Source organism: Peribacillus huizhouensis (assembly GCF_014138605.1).
Classification (GTDB): Bacteria; Bacillota; Bacilli; order Bacillales; family DSM-1321; genus Peribacillus; species Peribacillus huizhouensis.
Window position 1 is genome coordinate 334,007 of the sequence record NZ_JACJHX010000002.1, and the last position, 17,974, is coordinate 351,980.

Consider the following 17,974-nt stretch of genomic DNA (forward strand, 5'->3'; position numbering starts at 1 on the left):
TCACTTAATCCGGCTGATCCGTTATTCACTTGGTCTAAAACTAGACACATACGAATATGCTTGTACAAAGACATCTAGGCCTATTAGACTTCGAGCCATGATGAAAGGGGAGGAATACAATCGAAACGAGAAAAATGGGGACTGCAATTCTGCATGGAGTAGGCGTCATTTTTATATTAATCATTCTGTTTAGCTTTATTTTTTCAATGATTCTGCGATTTACGAGTGTTACGGAAAGTTCACTCACTTATATTATTATGGCGCTTTCTTTTATCACGTTGTTTATTGGGGGCTTTGTTTCAGGTGGCAAGGGGAAGAAACAAGGGTTACTGTTAGGTAGTGGAACAGGGGTGCTTTATGTACTGATTATTCTTATGTTCCAATATCTTGGTCATGACTCACTATTCTCGTTGAAACAATGGATTCATCAAGGCTGCTTCGTTGTGACCGCAATGATGGGCGGCGTCCTTGGAGTGAATATGAGCTCATCACAGACGTAAAAAAGATCATAGGTACAAAGAAAGGGTCAGACCCCGCAACAATTAAACACAGCATAATATAGGTGTATGAGACACTTTATACTGATTTAGAGTGCGAGGTCAGACCCTTCAATTTTCATTCTGATTATACAAGTTCTTTTTCCGGAGCGCTTTCCTTTACTTCGCGGATTGCAGAACGCTCGAATTTCAGTTTACTTCCATCTGTCGCTTTAATGACAGCTGTTGCATCTTCAATGCTGTCAATTGTTCCATGAAGACCGCCGATTGTAACGACTTTGTCCCCTCTTTTTAAGCTTGATTGCATCAAATTAACCGCTTTTTGTCGCTTTTGATTTGGACGAATCAATAAGAAGTAAAACAGAACAAACATTAATACTAATGGTAGAATTCCACCTAGTCCTTGTGGCATAATATCTCTCCTTTCTGAATAATATCTATTTTTTTGAGTTAGAAATTCCTAGCATTTGGCTTATTAAAACCGTATTGCTCAAAAAATTCTTCTCTAAAGTCTAACAATCGATCTTCACGGATCGCTTGTCTAACCTGTTCCATTAAGTTTAACAGAAAATGAAGGTTATGGTAAGTAGTTAATCGAATTCCGAATGTTTCTTCACATTTAATTAAATGACGAATATAAGCGCGACTGTAATTTTTACAAACATGGCAATCACAATTTTCATCGATTGGTCCGAAATCACGCGCATATTTCGCATTTTTGACAACTAATCGACCATTGCTTGTCATTAAAGTACCATTGCGGGCAATCCTTGTTGGCAATACACAGTCAAACATATCCACGCCACGTATCGCGCCATCAATTAATGAATCCGGCGAACCAACCCCCATTAAATAACGCGGCTTGTCACTTGGCAATAGCGGTGTCGTAAATTCAAGAACGCGGTTCATGATATCTTTCGGTTCACCGACAGATAAACCACCAATTGCATAACCAGGGAAATCTAGTGAAACAAGATCTTTGGCACTTTGTTTACGTAAATGTTCGAATTCGCCACCTTGGACGATCCCGAATAACCCTTGATCATGTGGGCGCTCATGAGCGTTTAAACAACGTTCAGCCCAACGAGATGTCCTCTCAACCGATTTCCTCATATACTCTTCAGTTGCTGGGAATGGCGGGCATTCATCAAACGCCATCATAATATCAGAGCCGAGTGCATTTTGAATTTCCATCGCTTTTTCAGGACTTAAGAAAAGCTTGTCCCCATTCAAGTGATTTCGGAAATGTACGCCTTCTTCTTCAATTTTTCGGAAGTCGCTTAAGCTAAATACTTGGAATCCGCCTGAGTCGGTCAATATAGCCCGATCCCAGTTCATGAATTTATGCAGGCCGCCTGCTTCCTTAATAATATCATGACCCGGACGCAGCCATAGATGGTACGTATTACTTAAAATAATATTGGCACCCATTTGTTTTAAATCTTCTGGTGACATGGTTTTTACAGTCGCCATTGTTCCTACTGGCATAAAGGCCGGCGTTTCATAAGAGCCGTGTGGTGTATGAACAATTCCTAGCCTCGCACCACTTTGTTTACATGTTTTAATATGTTCATAACGTATTGCAGTCAAAAGCAAGAACTCCTTTATTTATTAAATTTTTTATCCCTGTAAAACTCCCACTGATGAAAGTTCCACTTTATATAATCAACATCGCATCGCCAAAACTGAAAAAGCGGTATTTTTCTAATACGGCTGTTTCATAAGCATGTAGCACATGTTCTCTAGTGGATAGTGCACTGACTAACATAATCAACGTTGATTTTGGCAAATGGAAATTCGTGATCATGCCATCAATCCCCTTAAACTCATAACCCGGGTGAATAAAGATACTCGTCCAACCACTTTCTTCTTGAAAAACACCATCATGACGCGATGCAATCGTTTCTAGTGTTCGGGTTGAAGTCGTGCCGACGGTGATAATTCTTCCTCCAGCCGAACGAACTTGGTTCAAGATCTGTGCCGTTTCAGCTGTCATTTGATAAAATTCCGAATGCATATCATGGTTGTCGATATCATCGACACTTACGGGGCGGAAGGTGCCTAAGCCGACATGCAATGTGATAAAGGCTATATGAACACCCATCTCTTTAATTTTTCTAAGCAGTGGTTCGGTAAAATGCAGCCCAGCTGTAGGAGCTGCTGCTGATCCCCGCTCCCTTGCAAAAACAGTTTGATAGCGGTCCTGATCATCCAATTGTTCTTTAATATATGGAGGCAGCGGCATCGTTCCAAGCTCGTCCAACACTTCGTAAAAAATCCCATCATAACTAAAGTCAAGGATTCTACCGCCATGTTCAAGCACGCCTGTACAAACGGCTTTGAGCTTCCCATCACCAAATACGATAACCGATCCTTCTTTAATCCGTTTTGCTGGTTTTACAAGCGTTTCCCACGAATCATTTTCTTCTTGCTTTAAAAGAAGAACTTCTATCTTCGCACCTGTTCCATCCTTACTACCGAATAATCGAGCTGGAAGAACTTTCGTATCATTCAATACGAGACAATCTCCTGGCTTCAGATAATTCGTTATTTGCTTGAATGTTTCATGCTCCATCTCACCAGTCTCTTTATTTAGCACCATTAAACGGCTTGATTCACGGTCTAAAAGCGGAACTTGGGCAATCAATTCTTCTGGCAAATGAAAATCAAATAAATCTACCTTCAACTTTTTCACTTCCTAAATCTTCAAATCATTCTCTTGATGCTTGACGAAAACGCATGCGTGTTCGCTCCAATCATTTTTCCATTAGCGGATCGATCTGAAAATGCCGATAGACAAGCTCAGTGACAATCCGGCCTCTTGGCGTTCGCTGGATAAACCCGATTTGCAGGAGGTACGGTTCGTAAACATCCTCAATCGTATGGGATTCTTCACCAATTGTCGCTGCAATCGTTTCTAAACCAACCGGTCCACCGCGGAATTTTTCAATAATGGCTTTAAGTAATTTATGGTCAATATGATCTAAGCCTAAACGGTCCACTTGCATTAATTCGAGTGCATAATCAGCCATGTCCCGTGTAATTGTACCATCTCCACGTACTTGGGCAAAATCACGAACCCGTCTAAGCAAACGGTTGGCAATCCGCGGTGTACCACGAGAGCGCCGCGCTAATTCCCCTGCTGCTTGTTGATCCATTTCTGTCTCCATAATCACAGCAGTTCGCTCGATTATATCCGCTAACTGTGGTTCCGTGTAGTATTCAAGCCTGCTTAATACACCAAAACGATCTCGCAATGGCGCAGACAAGGAACCTGCCCGAGTCGTTGCTCCGACAAGCGTAAAGGGCGGCAAGTCAATTCTAACAGAACGAGCAGTCGGCCCTTTTCCAATGACGATATCTAAACAGAAATCTTCCATCGCTGGATACAGCACTTCCTCAACGGTGCGGGGTAGACGGTGGATTTCATCGATAAAGAGCACATCACCTGGTTCAAGGGCACTAAGAATCGCCGCTAAATCACCAGGTCTTTCAATTGCCGGACCAGATGTTGTCCGAACATTCACACCCATTTCATTGGCAATGATTACTGCAAGGGTTGTTTTCCCAAGTCCAGGTGGGCCATATAAAAGAACATGGTCCAATGTTTCTTCACGCATTCTCGCTGCTTCTATATACACACTTAAATTCGCCTTTACTTTCTCTTGGCCAATATATTGTTTTAAATATTGAGGTCGTAGGCTTTGTTCAAAGGATTGTTCGTTCAATTCAGCTTCCTGGTTGAGCAGTCTCTCCTCCATATTCGCCACCCCTTATCTTAACATCATTTGCAATGCTTTTTTAATATATTGTTCTGTCGTCATTTCCTCATCCTGAAGCTTTTTCGCTACCCGCTGCACTTCTTTCTCAGAATAACCGAGTGCTTTCAACGCAAGTGTCGCCTCTTCCAATGCTTCACTGATCCCTGCAGCTCTTATAGCTTTATCATGACCGTCATTGAAAAGATTCGGAAAAGCATCAGGAATGATATTCTCAAGCTTCCCTTTCAAATCAAGTACGATCTGACGTGCCGTTTTCTTGCCGACACCTGGGAATTTCACAAGGAAGCTTTCATCTTCATTTTCAATGGCCTGTACCACTTGCTCTACTTGGCCGGAAGCCAAAATCGCAAGCGCCCCCTTTGGACCAATTCCCGTTACATTCAATAATTTTGTGAACAAAGCTTTTTGCTCACGTGTTTCAAAGCCATAAAACGCGGCAATATCTTCGCGTACATGGTGGTAGAGGAAAACTTGCACCTTTTCATTCATCTTTGCTGAAAAAACAAAAGGATTGGGCGTCATAATCTGATAGCCAATCTCTCCATTTTCCACCACTATGTATTCTGGTCCAATATAATCAATGGTCCCTTTTATATAATCATACAAATCTCTTCGCTCCCTGAATTTGCTTTACCTCTTATTTTACCACAAAAACACGGACAAGACAGAGAAATGATTGCGATCAAGTTAGCAAACAATGAATGGCGTTAAAACGCCACCAGTTACTATGAAGGGTAGATCATGAAGCACGCTATACTTCTCCTAATCAGAATGGTGGCGGTACAGAGCCGAAATTTCAGATGCTTTCTCGATCATATAGTGAAACTTCAATCAGTGGGGGGGCTTCTTCATCTCTAACTGATTGTTTGTCCCGTTCTACTGCCGCTAAATCTTTGATAAAGCGATAGTACGAACCAGATTCAATGAATCACAGACTAAGTGCGCCACGTACTGTGGCAACATCTGTGTGACCCACATCCTGTGGGCCTCAACTAAACCTCTGCTCGCGCGCATTGGTAAGTTTCAATGTATATCACCAATGGGGCTTTTACGGGCAGTTATCCCCCACCTCCGCTTCCACGATTCCTGCTAAGTAGATGGTCTATACTAGTAAGTCGCGAAGCCCCGTCCCCATGTCCTTCATACAAAAATAGACATGCTCGTCCCCATTCCCGAAACGAAACATGTCTTTTATTGGCTTGATTCATTTTTTATTATATGGAAGAGAATAAGACTTGTACGCTTCAAGCACCTTTTCATATTGATTCTTATTCAAAATGGGAATTCCATGTACAAGCTCTTCTTGTTCTTTCACTTCTAGCTTCTCTATATCGAGTTGGAAAAAAGACTGAATGATTTTTTGCTCCTCCGGTTTGCCGTTAAATATGGAGAAGATTCCATCTTCACTGATTCCAAAAAAGCCATTTGATTTTAGTAACGGGGAAATATCTGGTTCGTTTTTCTTTAAAACTATTCTTTCATTATTTTGGTCAACAAGCTCCCAGCCTACATATTCCGCCCAAAAATCCTCCATCGCTAAAATAGACTCAGTATGCGTCTCTTCACTCATCTCACCATCCAAATACACCCGCTGCAAAACGACCTTTCTTTCTATAGCTGCCGTTATCACATTGGTTTGTTCTGATGCTGATGAAACAGATCCAATCCAAGCTATTCCTGTTAATAGAATAGATAGGAAGACTAATTTCAATTTCACTTAGTAATCACCTCTTCTGGCCGAAGTGGAATCATTTATTCCATAGTTTGACCAAGAAGAAAGATTTTACTCAATATCCCTCAAAAAAAGGGCCAGACCTTACATCTACTATAACGTTTGTATGACGAGTAAAGTCATAATAAACGGTGTATAGAGTGTTGGTCAGACCCTTTGGAAATTATTATTTTATATGGTTTTCATGAATGTTAAGCGTATCCATCATATTTTCCACATTTAAGATGACTTGTTCTTTTGGTCCGCCGCCACGAAGCTTATTGTCTAGCACGGTTGTGCGATAATAAACTCCTTGGTCAGTTAGGACGTACAGCTTTCGACCGCCTGCCATAGATTTAACGCTGCTTTCAACTTTTTCTTTAGCAGCAATTGCCACGTCCCTAGAATAATCATCGAGCAATAATGTAACTATGAGCTCTTTATCTCTGACAATTGCGCATGATTCTTGCACATGATCGACTTTGTTTGCTGTTTTCATGATGGCGTCGACAAGTCTGCCTTCATACGCATTGTAATACGACGATTTCGTCCTTAGTGGAGTAATATGACCATGGTAATTACGATCTCTTGAGCTGAAACGGCGATCTTGAAATAGGATGCCATCCCCATATTCCGATCTCGGAATGGTGGGATCCTCGCCATTTCTTTCTAGATTTTCTTGAATCTGATTGGCTTCGTTATAATCGTACACCACCTGGCCAATTGGTGCTTGATACGTGATTTGCCGGACTAAACGATCCTTACTATTCGAATCATAGCCGCCCGTTTTTAGGACATCGTCTTGATTCTTATCCCCAGCCTGATTATTAGCCGAGCAACCAACGAGTCCGCAAAGCAAAACCACACATGGGAGCACGAGTTTTTTTTTCTGCACCAACGTAGAAAACCTCCTAAAATGAAAATGAGCGAGTATGCTCTATTTTAGTTTCCATTTCAGCTTCGGTTTTTACACTGTCAGTTGCGTCCAGACGAGAGGATTCCTGTCAAAGCAATTCAATCATACCAGCTATTTCTTCATTGAATTTCATCCGTTCCGCAAATCGTTCAACTGTCATTTTCCAGATGCTATGCATCTGCGTTGAATGGTTAGAAACCCGATGTTTACAGAGCCGATTCCACTCACGTAATATATCGGTTGGATATGTGAGAGCATATAAAAATGCTTTATTCTCTTTGTAGACTGCGATTTCCGGATACGACCATAGTTCTTTTGCTGGGTCACCTAAATAGGGCCAGATTCGACTACAATATTGCAAATAGTCGATGAGCGGTGCACCGTAGGCAATCAGGTCAAAATCAATCAGGGCAAGTTCGCCATCTTGTTTTCTTAAAAAATTATGATGGGCACAATCGCCATGAATGATAACTGATTTCTCAGCCGTTAACTCATTTTCATGCTGTTTCATCCCGGCTAACGCCCACTTAGCCCAGTTTATCCAACTAGTTAAAATCGGTTCAGCAACTAACTCGCGGAGAAATGGCTCATTGTAACAAAATAGCCCTAAACGTTCTTCCCATTTAACTATTTGATTAAAATAGCTGAGTTTATTGGTTAAGTTTGAGCCGGTACTTTTATGAAATGTACGAAGTAGGCGTAATCCTTCGATCCGATTTTTTTCATTTCTAAAATGAAAGCGGTCCGATGAAGGTGAGACGTACTCGATAGCTCCGAATACTTGGCCGGCATGTTCAAACACAGGTAAATGTTCCAAAAACGAATAGGAATCGGTAAACCCATTCTTTTTTAAAAGTTGAGTCAATTCTTTTTGCTTGTTTAATGCTACAATCGAAGCAAACCCTTTCATGATAAAAGAATGCTCCTTACATTGAACAAGGTAAACAGAACTACGCAAATGTTCGATTTTCAATGGCTGTAGCTGATGACTTTGCAAATAAGAGAGGAGACAAGTGTAAAATACACTGTCTCCTGTTGCCTTAATATGCATCACTTTCGTCGGCAAATGTCGGTCGTCCAAACGTTTGCGGAGCATTTACATTTCCTGGCATTAAATCCGGTTGAAACTGTCCGGTAATATCTGGTCGAGCACCGTACCATGGCTGACTTCCATTACCTCGTTGACCATCAACTGCTGGATAATCGCCGAATTCTGGATTGCGACCAAATCCTGGCATGCCTCCACTTGGTTGACCTCCAAATCCTGGCATGCCTCCACCTGGTTGACCTCCCATTCCTGGCATGCCTCCACCTGGTTGACCTCCCATTCCCGGCATGCCTCCACCTGGTTGACCTCCAAATCCTGGCATGCCTCCACCTGGTTGACCTCCCATTCCCGGCATGCCTCCACCTGGTTGACCTCCCATTCCCGGCATGCCTTCGCTTGGGTGGAACCCAGGCATGCCTCCGCTTGGTTGGCCTCCGAATCCTGGCATGCCTCCACTTGGTTGGCTTCCGAATCCTGGCATACCTCCACTTGGTTGACCTCCCATTCCCGGCATGCCTCCACCTGGTTGACCTCCCATTCCCGGCATGCCTCCACCTGGTTGACCTCCCATTCCCGGCATGCCTCCACTTGGGTGGCCTCCGAACCCTGGCATGCCTCCACTTGGTTGACCTCCGAATCCCGGCATGCCTCCACTTGGTTGACCTCCGAATCCCGGCATGCCTCCACTTGGTTGACCTCCCATTCCCGGCATGCCTCCACTTGGGTGGCCTCCTAATCCTGACATGCCTCCACTTGGTTGGCCTCCGAATCCTGGCATGCCTCCACTTGGTTGACCTCCGAATCCTGGCATGCCTCCACTTGGTTGACCTCCAAATCCTGGCATGCCTCCACTTGGTTGGCTTCCGAATCCTGGCATGCCTCCACTTGGTTGGCCTCCGAACCCTGACATTCCTCCGCTTGGTTGGCCTCCGAACCCTGACATTCCTCCGCTTGGTTGGCCTCCTAATCCCGGATTACTTCCGTGATCTGAATGGTCTCCATATCCCGGATTACTTCCGTGACTTGAATGTCCACCATATCCTGGTTTTGCTACTGGAATATTAGCATCATAATAATCAGACTCTACCGATTCATGTTCGTAGGATCCACCTACATTTTGTGGATAGTTAGCTTGATGATGATGTCCTGGACCCATGGCATACCCTGGTTGATACGGATTATATGGTTTTGCTACATGTTTTGGGCCACATCCACAATCGGATTCTTGTTTTTGCGGTTGGATATATGGCTGATACTGTGATCCCATCACGCCGCCAAAAGACTCCATAGAGGACTCATGTTTTCCATACGGAACGTGATGACCACCATGATAAGGCTGATTGGCCATGACTCCATGTATATTGTCGGTTCCATAATAATGAGGATGGTGATACATTTCATCAGATGAAGATTCGTGCATATGATAGTGGTGCGATCCAACTTGCGGCATCGGATATCCTGGCCCGTAAACCGGCTGCTGCGGATACTCATAACCAGTTGGACATGGCATGCTTTGCGTGCCTGCTACCATACCAGGCATATGTGGATAGGCCCAAGGATTAGGTGGAGGCGGATAACAAAAACCAGTACCTGGCATGATCGGTGTAATAGGCATACACTCCTCTTCCATAATTACCTCCACAGACTCCACTTCCATGGATTCTACAATCTTCTCTTCTTCATAACTAGGAAGCACATGTTTTGGCTTTTCAGGTATTACAGGCATTTGTGGCTGAACAACGGGCTTTTGCACATTCATATTCGCCATATTGACCATATAATAGTTATTAATATCAATTTCTGGAATAACCGGTTGAGGGATTGGCATTTCTTTTACAATCGGTTTTTCCTTCACGATTACTTTTTCCTTCACAATCGGTTTTTCTTTTATGATTGGCTTTTCCTTTACTACGTGATGCTCTTTTACGATCGGTTGTTCTTTTACGATTGGTTGTTCCTTTACCACTTGAGGCGCTTGAGGTGCTTGCACCATCGGTTGTTCTTTCACCATATGTTGCTCTTTAACGATTGGATATTCTTTCACAGCGTGCTGCTCTTTCATGATTGGATGATGTTCCACAGCCCCAGCCTTCGTACCGTAATTGATTTTCGCATGATGGTGCCCATCTTTCGCGACATGACCGCTTGCTCCAGGAATCTTTATTTTCATACCAGGCATCATCATATCCGGATTGCTAAGATGTGAATTTACCTTCTTAAGTTCTTCAAAGCTTACGCCATATTTCTTTGAAAGTTTCCAAAGAGTATCACCTTTTTGGACTATATGAATTTTCACGCTGTTAACCCCTCCTATGCATAAGTCCATATATACTATGAAGCGTTAGGCAAATTGCTATCATTATCATCAAAACTTATGCGAGAGATTACTTTTTTATGAGCGCAATCCCGTTCACCACTTGGGAAGAGCAAAATTTTCTAAAAAACATCCTGAGCGTCTGCTCCTAACTAAAACGATGAAAAAAGTTCAGGTTCTCAAATCGAATAACCTTATGAAGGTGGCGGTGCGGAGGTGATTTTGCGAAGCCCCGCCCCTTTTCCGAAGAGAATGCCATTTAGGTATTCTTTTCGGAAAAGGGGCGGGGCTAGAATATTTTAAGCTTACGCACGCTCAAGCATGCGATTTAAAGCAAGAATAGCATCATTTGCGATTTCTTGTGGCACCTCAATCGGATTAAACCGAACTCCACTTACAATTGATTCTAATGACCAGAGTAAATGAGGTAAATCGATGCGGTTCATCGTTAGGCAAGGGCACATATTAGGATTCAAGGAAATAATGTTTTTATCTGGATATTTGTTGATTAATCGTTTGACAAGATTCATTTCTGTGCCAATCGCCCACTCACTGCCGGGACTTGCTTGTTCAATTTTATCGATAATATAGGAGGTAGAACCGGCATAGTCAGACATCTCAACAACTTCTCTACGGCATTCAGGATGAACAATGATATTCATATTTGGACGCTCTATCCGTAACGTTACTATATTCTTGGTTGTGAAATTTTCATGAACAGAACAATGTCCCTTCCACAATAGCACAAGAACATCTTCCACATTACCATCATAGATCAATTCATCTTTATGCGGGTCCCATACAGCCATTTTATCTAGAGGGATGCCTAGATCATATGCAGTATTTCTTCCTAAATGCTGATCAGGTAAAAATAATATTCTTTGTTTTTCGGAAAACGCCCACGAAACCATTTCTTTGGCGTTCGATGAGGTGACGGTCGCACCACCATTTTTTCCGACAAAAGCTTTAATGGCAGCTGTTGAATTCACATAAGTAAGCGGCAAAATTGTGTCTCCGTACATCGCTTGTAGCTTTGTCCAGGCTCGTTCAGTTTGCTCGATATCAGCCATATCGGCCATCGAACAACCAGCTCTCATATCTGGTAAAATGACCGTTTGCTCTCGTGTTGTCAAAATATCAGCCGTTTCCGCCATAAAGTGAACGCCGCAAAACACGATCGATTCCGCCTCACGGTTTTTGGCAGCAAGTTGTGCCAATTGTAAGGAATCGCCTGTTACATCGGCGAACTGAATCACTTCCTCACGCTGATAGTGATGACCAGGAATAAATAATCGTCCGCCAAGTTCTTTTTTAATTTCCCAAACACGAGCTTCCATTTGTTCGTTTGACATCGTTTTATACATATCAGGTAAAACACTTGTTGATGCTTGTACCAAATCTAGAATACTCATTAGAGAGCCTCCTTACATTCCATTACTTTTGCGCTTATATCCAATGCCCGAACACTATGGGTCAGACAACCTAGAGAAATAAAATCAACATTTGTTTGGCGGTATAATGCCAATGTATTTAAGGTGATCCCCCCAGATGCTTCCGTTATAATATGGGGTGGCACGAGTTTAACAAGCTCAGCAATTTCTTCTGGCGTTCTATTATCAAACATAATAATATCAGCGCCGGCTGCAACGGCTTCTCTTACTTGCTCTGCCGATTCTGTTTCTACTTCAATTTTTATCGTATGACCAAGCTTCGATTTCACAATTTCAACTGCTTTCGTAATCGAACCAGCGAAGGAAATATGATTATCCTTAATCATGACAGCATCATATAACCCGTAGCGATGATTAAATGCTCCGCCAGAACGGACTGCATATTTTTCTAGCATCCTTAAGCCTGGCGTTGTTTTTCGTGTATCACACGCTTTCGTCTCCGTTCCTTCTAATAGGGTACAAGCTTGCTTAGATGCCGTAGCAATACTAGACATTCTTTGCACTAAATTAAGAACAACTCGCTCCCCCTTCAACAGTGCCGCCATGTTTCCAGTGATGGAAACAAGTGTACAGCCTGCCTCAAATTCTTCGCCATCTTGTACGAAAAGCTCAATAAACACATGCTCATCTAGTAACGAAAAGCCGGTCTTAATCACATCACTTCCCGAAAAAACACCTTTTTCCTTCGCTAAAAAAGTTAATGTGCCACGCTCATCTTTAGCAAACAATATATCACTCGTCACATCTCGATCACCGATGTCTTCGATGAAAAATGCTTCTAATATTTGCTTAAGCTTTAATTTGTTCATATAGCTCCCGACCTTTCAATTGATGGATGGCTCGATTCCGGTCAAGCACAACTGATTCCTCACGCCAATCCTCATCATGTTCAAACGGATAGTCTGTTCTGAAATGACCGCCTCTACTTTCCGTTCGCTCGATTGCTGAGTATGCAATCAACCATGACACGATGACCGCGTTGATTTTTTCGATATCACGTAAAGCGAGTTGTGTCACATCAACAAACAATAATGCTTCTATATTGAATGATTCCAGCCACGATAGGAGTCTGGAAAGTTTTGCTTGATTACGGACGATTCCCGCATCATTCATTATATTTGCTTGTATAACTGTTAGATTAGGTAAAATTAAATGTGATAGCGCTCGTTTTGTTTGCTTTTTTTCAATAGGCAAAACACGTTCAGGTGCTTCTGCAAGATACCGGCCAACAGACTTTCCAAAAACGAGTCCTTCAAGCAGAGAATTGCTCGCAAGACGGTTCGCACCGTGAACGCCTGTACAAGCGACTTCACCTACTGCATATAACCCTTTGACGGACGTTCTTCCCCATTCATCAACTTCAATGCCACCCATTAAAAAATGATTTCCTGGCGCAACCGGAATTCTTGCCTTGGTTAAATCCTGTCCATTGTTTTCACAAAGCGCAGCAATGGTGGGAAATCTTTTTTTGAAATCAGCAATCATCGAAATGTCTAGATAGACTTGTTCACCATTTTTCAAATAAGCATAAATTGTTTGTGCGACAATATGGCGGGGAGCCAGCTCCTTTTGGGGATGCACATCGTTCATTATTCGCTTCCCTGACTCTGAAACTAACTCTGCTCCTTCTCCCCGAACAGCTTCTGACACAAGTCCTACTGTTTTGCCATTTATATAAAGCAAGGTTGGATGAAATTGAATGAATTCCATATCTCGAATTCTTGCTCCTGCTTTAAATGCTAATGCAATGCCATCACCGCTCACAGTCGGTGAATTGGAAGTAAATTGAAATAATGATCCACAGCCCCCAGTTGCCAAAACAACCGCTTTCGCATAAATGGAGTTTATTTTTCCTTCTTTGCTCATCGTTTTGACGCCGATACATGAGTCGTCCTCGCCGAGAATTAATTCAATCGCCGCTGTATGCTCCATCACGTGTATGGAAGATTTGGCTAAGCGCTTTAGATAATGTTCCATCAGATGCTTTCCTGTTGCATCACCATGACGATGGAGAATCCTTCTTTGGCTGTGCGCTCCTTCTAGCCCTAGCAATGGCAAACCATGTTCATTACAATCAAACACCATTCCTGAATGCATGAGCTCTTGCATTACGACAGGACCTTCGTTTACAAGCTTGTCAACAGCAAGTCGATTATTGTAATTGCGACCAGCGCAGACTGTATCTATTTTATGTAGCTCAGGTTTATCGTCATTGGCGATGGCACAAGCAACGCCACCTTGAGCTAAGTAGGAATTACTTTGTCTTAATTCTGATTTTGTGATGAGTATCACATGTTTAGTCTTGCTAACTGTAAACGCTGTCTGCAAAGCAGCAACACCACTACCGACTATCAGTACATCCACCGGGTCCATACTTCCGCCTCCTGTATAAACAGATGTCTTGACACATATCTTTACATACTATTTAATGATTTACAAGAGTTTTTTTCTAGCAGTCTATTTAATTAACAAAATGGATGTGGATATATTGAGATATTTTGACTATGCAGCAACAACGCCAATCGATTCTGATGCACAGAAAATTTGGATCGAAGCTTCACAACGTTACTTCGGCAATAGCACAAGCCTTCATGACATCGGTACCAATGCTTCTGGGCTCCTCGATTTATCCCGGCAACAACTTGCCGATATTCTTGGTGTCAGAAAAGAAAGTGTCGTATTTACAAGTGGTGGAACTGAAAGCAATATCCTCGCCATAGAGACTTTTTTAGCTTCACGAAACCGAGCAAAAAATCATATCATGATCAGCCAAACTGAACACGCTTCGTTAGCAAATTATGTGAAAAAACTTGCAGATGAAACAGGCTATGAAATAACATATTTACAGCATTTAGCCGATGGAAGAATTGATTTGGAACATCTATATGACAATATGAACGAACAGACATGTATGGTCATTGTTCAGCACGTCAACTCTGAGACTGGCGTCATTCAGCCGATTATAGAAATCGGCCAGATTACGCAGGAACGAGGAATTTTCCTACATGTCGATTGTGTACAATCATTTGGGAAATTTCCGCTTCAAACCATTTGTGCGCTTTGTGATAGCATCAGTATTTCCAGTCATAAGGTCTATGGACCAAAGGGCGTTGGCGCCGTCATTTTTCCGAAAATCGGTGAGCTGACCCCACCGATTCCAAACATGACGCATGAAGCGGGCTTTCGCGCTGGAACGGTCAACGTTCCTGGCATTGCCGCCTTTATTACGGCAGCAAATGCATTCGTAGATCAACAAAGTCAAGAGTTCAGTCGTGTGAAAACATTACGCGATCTTTGCTTGAATCAGCTTTTTGAACATGACGTGGATGTTCAAGTTATTGAATCGTCCTACCAATCCCCATACATTCTTGCGCTTACGTGTAGAGGATTACAAGGCCAATATATGATGCTAGAGTTAAATCGAATGGGGTTTTGTATATCAACAGGAAGTGCTTGCCAAATCGGCAAGCAAGAGCCTTCAAAAACGATGATTGCACTTGGAAAATCAGAAGAAGAGGCACATCAGCTCATACGGATTTCTTTTGGCAAACACACTACGGAGAAAGATGTTCAAAATCTTTGTCAATGTATCATTGAAATTATTACGGTTTCATAACAAGATTACGGTTTAGGAGTCTCTTATGATAAACTTAGGATATCGATAATTACGCTAAGGAGCGGTACAATGACAGACAGAAAGAAATTGTTAGGGGAAGAAAGACGGGAAAAATTACTGAGTTTATTACAAACATCAGCTCAACCGATCACAGGAAGCGCACTCTCGAAAATGACGAATGTAAGCCGACAAGTTATTGTGAGCGATATTACCTTGCTAAAAGCAAGAAATGAGCCAATCGTCGCCACGAGTCAAGGCTATATATATTTGCAAACAAAAAAGCCAATCATGCATGAACGGACTGTCGCATGCAATCATGACCCATCACTCACTGAAATAGAATTAAATCTGCTTGTTGATCTAGGTATTATGGTAAAGGATGTAAAAGTTGAACATCCTGTGTACGGCGATTTGACTGCTTCCATTATGGTGACCAATCGCAAGGAAGTTCAGCAATTTTTAGAGAAGGTGTCAAAGACGAAAGCCGCCTACTTGTCCGAATTGACGAACGGTATTCATTTACATACCATTGCCGCATCTTCAGAAGAACTACTCAATGAAGCAGAGGCAGCGCTAAAGAAAGCAAACATCCTCATTGATTAAAGGATGTCTCCTAAAGGTCTGAACTCGCACTCTAAATCAGTAAGTAGTGTATTTTATCTATTACTGTATTTAGTTATTGCGAGGTCTGACCCTTTGCATGTACAGCACCATTCAACTCATTTCTGCATGACGCTACTTTTAACAGAGAAGCTAGGATAGGAGCCTAGAACAGACACTTTGCAACCTAAAGCCTCTAACTCAGCAATCGTTCCTGGAATCAACACTTCGTCCATCGCCATTTCTACATCAATAATAAAGAGATAGTCGCCAAGACCCGTTTTCATTGGTCGAGACTCGATTTTGGAAAGATTCAACTTCCTCCAAGCAAATGCAGATAACACTTGATGCAGCGCCCCCGTATAATCCGCTGGCAGCGTGACCATAAGCGTCGTTTTCTTGCCACCTTCTACCGCCATATGTCCACGATACGCTACATCTTTATGAGAAACGACAACGAACTTCGTATGATTATGGGAATAATCATGAATATTATGATTCGTGATGACAAGTCCGTACTCTTCTGCTGCCATCTCATTAGCAATCGCCGCAATTTTCCGCTCTGGATTCTCTTTAACCATTTTTGCTGCCGCAGCCGTTGACGTTGTATATTCATAAGGAATCCCTTTCAACTCACGGTGCAAAAATTTATGACATTGCGCGATCGCATGGGAGTGAGAGTAAACGATATCCGGTTTAAATGCAGGATCACTATGATTAGGATGAACCATATAATGCTGCTGAATCGGAATAATAATTTCTCCCCGTATCGGCAACTGTGCTTCATGGGTTAAATAATCAATCGTGATGTTAACCGAACCTTCCAACGCATTTTCAATCGGAACGAGAGCAAGTTCCACCTCTCCTTTTTCAACTGCATCTAGACAGTCAAGAATCGTCGGCATCGGTATTTTATTTGCATCAGGAAATAGCTTAGAAACCGCTAAATCCGTGAAAGTTGCCTTTGGACCCAAGAAAGCAATTTCATATGTCATGTAAAATAACTCCTTTTTCACGAAAATAATGTTTATCTTATGATATATTCTGATATTTTACAATAGTTTTGCAACAAAAGGGTGGAAAAACAAAAATTAAATGTATGAAATTAAGAATATGCATCGAATTTTGTCATTGATCAGGGATAAAACTTCCATTTTCCAGCTTTACAAGCGCCAGATTGAAGGGTTTGCGTGCCGGAATCGATACTCTGCGAGCGGGATTTAAGTATTGCACACCGGAGCTGAATTTATGCGTCAATCTATAGAAAAAAACCCACGCACAATATGCATGGGATAGCCAATCACGTACCAGATCCTAATACTTCTACCCTTTCGACGAATTCCATTTTCCTGAAATTTGTCATCATTTCATCCACTCCAACCTTCATCGCACTTGCATCGAGTGATAAAGTTACATTGGCTCGACCTTGTAGAGGAATCGTTTGGTGAATAGTTAACACGTTACAGCCAGATGATGCGACGACACGCAGCAACTCTGATAAAGTTCCGGAGCGATCTTCCAGATAAAAGAATAATGTAACCAATTTTTCCTTTACAATCGTATGAAATGGAAAAACGGTATCACGATATTTATAATAAGCACTTCTACTTAAATCTACCCGTTGGACGGCTTCCCAGACTGATTCAGCTTTGCCTCTTTCAATCATTTCTTTCGCATCCAGTGTTTTCTTCATCGCTTCCGGCAGCACATCTTCTCTAACTAAGTAGAATTTTTTATCAATTTTGTTCGCCATGCGCGCACCTCCAACTTTATGACGTTAAAATATTTTTGTCTTTATCTCGCATTAACGGGCAGTAAGACCCCGTTTGGTGAGATACAGTGAAACCCTACCGATGTGAACTTCAGCGGTTTTGTTGAGGCCCACAGGATGTAGGTCACACAGACGTTGCCGCAGGACGCGGCGCACTTAGACTGTGATTCATTGAATAGGATTTTCGTACTGTCGATTGATCGAAGCGAATGCGAAGATCTTAGCGACAGTAGAACCGGACTAACAATCAGCGGGGAATGAAGCCCCC

17 protein-coding genes are annotated in these 17,974 nt (G+C 42.4%); 3 read left to right on the top strand and 14 right to left on the bottom strand.

Features of this window, described 5'->3' with window-relative positions; translation table 11 throughout:
* The first annotated feature begins 134 nt into the window (after window positions 1-134).
* Window positions 135-500 carry a TIGR04086 family membrane protein gene (locus HNP81_RS04750; protein WP_034301183.1) on the top strand — a complete coding sequence of 122 codons (366 nt, stop codon included), beginning with the start codon at window positions 135-137 and terminating at the stop codon, window positions 498-500.
* 124 nt (window positions 501-624) lie between these two features.
* Here HNP81_RS04750 and yajC read toward each other — a convergent pair whose 3' ends face one another.
* The 12 genes from yajC to nadB form a co-directional block, all read right to left on the bottom strand.
* Window positions 625-909 carry a preprotein translocase subunit YajC gene (yajC, locus tag HNP81_RS04755; protein WP_028392060.1) on the bottom strand — a complete coding sequence of 95 codons (285 nt, stop codon included), beginning with the start codon at window positions 907-909 and terminating at the stop codon, window positions 625-627.
* A 38-nt stretch (window positions 910-947) separates the two neighbouring features.
* Window positions 948-2,087: a tRNA guanosine(34) transglycosylase Tgt gene (gene tgt, locus HNP81_RS04760; protein WP_028392061.1), complete on the bottom strand. Its 1,140-nt coding sequence runs from the start codon at window positions 2,085-2,087 to the stop codon at window positions 948-950.
* A gap of 67 nt (window positions 2,088-2,154) precedes the next feature.
* A complete protein-coding gene (queA, locus tag HNP81_RS04765) occupies window positions 2,155-3,183 on the bottom strand; it encodes a tRNA preQ1(34) S-adenosylmethionine ribosyltransferase-isomerase QueA (protein WP_182501754.1) in 1,029 nt (342 codons plus the stop codon).
* A 70-nt stretch (window positions 3,184-3,253) separates the two neighbouring features.
* On the bottom strand, window positions 3,254-4,258 hold the full coding sequence (gene ruvB, locus HNP81_RS04770) for a Holliday junction branch migration DNA helicase RuvB (protein WP_028392063.1): 1,005 nt from the start codon (window positions 4,256-4,258) through the stop codon (window positions 3,254-3,256).
* Between the two features lie 12 nt (window positions 4,259-4,270).
* Complete coding sequence (ruvA, locus tag HNP81_RS04775) at window positions 4,271-4,885, bottom strand: Holliday junction branch migration protein RuvA (RefSeq protein ID WP_182501755.1); 615 nt, start codon at window positions 4,883-4,885, stop codon at window positions 4,271-4,273.
* A gap of 598 nt (window positions 4,886-5,483) precedes the next feature.
* Window positions 5,484-5,996 carry an intercompartmental signaling factor BofC gene (locus HNP81_RS04780; RefSeq protein ID WP_182501756.1) on the bottom strand — a complete coding sequence of 171 codons (513 nt, stop codon included), beginning with the start codon at window positions 5,994-5,996 and terminating at the stop codon, window positions 5,484-5,486.
* A gap of 181 nt (window positions 5,997-6,177) precedes the next feature.
* Window positions 6,178-6,885, bottom strand: coding sequence for a YhcN/YlaJ family sporulation lipoprotein (locus HNP81_RS04785; protein ID WP_312859648.1), 708 nt, complete (start codon window positions 6,883-6,885; stop codon window positions 6,178-6,180).
* Between the two features lie 109 nt (window positions 6,886-6,994).
* Window positions 6,995-8,002 carry a phosphotransferase gene (locus HNP81_RS04790; RefSeq protein WP_182501758.1) on the bottom strand — a complete coding sequence of 336 codons (1,008 nt, stop codon included), beginning with the start codon at window positions 8,000-8,002 and terminating at the stop codon, window positions 6,995-6,997.
* On the bottom strand, window positions 7,947-10,250 hold the full coding sequence (gene safA / locus HNP81_RS24225) for a SafA/ExsA family spore coat assembly protein (protein WP_182501759.1): 2,304 nt from the start codon (window positions 10,248-10,250) through the stop codon (window positions 7,947-7,949). Before safA ends, HNP81_RS04790 begins: the two co-directional genes overlap by 56 nt.
* Window positions 10,251-10,573: 323 nt before the next feature.
* Window positions 10,574-11,680: a quinolinate synthase NadA gene (nadA, locus tag HNP81_RS04800; protein ID WP_182501760.1), complete on the bottom strand. Its 1,107-nt coding sequence runs from the start codon at window positions 11,678-11,680 to the stop codon at window positions 10,574-10,576.
* Window positions 11,680-12,528: a carboxylating nicotinate-nucleotide diphosphorylase gene (gene nadC / locus HNP81_RS04805; protein WP_182501761.1), complete on the bottom strand. Its 849-nt coding sequence runs from the start codon at window positions 12,526-12,528 to the stop codon at window positions 11,680-11,682. Before nadC ends, nadA begins: the two co-directional genes overlap by 1 nt.
* A complete protein-coding gene (gene nadB / locus HNP81_RS04810) occupies window positions 12,509-14,092 on the bottom strand; it encodes an L-aspartate oxidase (RefSeq protein WP_182501762.1) in 1,584 nt (527 codons plus the stop codon). Before nadB ends, nadC begins: the two co-directional genes overlap by 20 nt.
* Before the next feature lie 115 nt (window positions 14,093-14,207).
* On the opposite strand from nadB, the gene HNP81_RS04815 reads away from it, so the two are divergent.
* Window positions 14,208-15,335, top strand: coding sequence for an IscS subfamily cysteine desulfurase (locus tag HNP81_RS04815; protein WP_182501763.1), 1,128 nt, complete (start codon window positions 14,208-14,210; stop codon window positions 15,333-15,335).
* A 69-nt stretch (window positions 15,336-15,404) separates the two neighbouring features.
* The gene (locus HNP81_RS04820) at window positions 15,405-15,938 is read left to right on the top strand and encodes a transcription repressor NadR (protein WP_182501764.1); all 534 of its coding nucleotides are present in this window, start codon (window positions 15,405-15,407) and stop codon (window positions 15,936-15,938) included.
* 116 nt (window positions 15,939-16,054) lie between these two features.
* On the opposite strand, the gene pheA is transcribed toward HNP81_RS04820, so the two are convergent.
* The gene (gene pheA / locus HNP81_RS04825) at window positions 16,055-16,930 is read right to left on the bottom strand and encodes a prephenate dehydratase (protein WP_182501765.1); all 876 of its coding nucleotides are present in this window, start codon (window positions 16,928-16,930) and stop codon (window positions 16,055-16,057) included.
* A gap of 305 nt (window positions 16,931-17,235) precedes the next feature.
* The gene (gene thrR / locus HNP81_RS04830; protein ID WP_028392074.1) at window positions 17,236-17,688 is read right to left on the bottom strand and encodes a transcriptional regulator ThrR; all 453 of its coding nucleotides are present in this window, start codon (window positions 17,686-17,688) and stop codon (window positions 17,236-17,238) included.
* Window positions 17,689-17,974 lie beyond the last annotated feature (286 nt).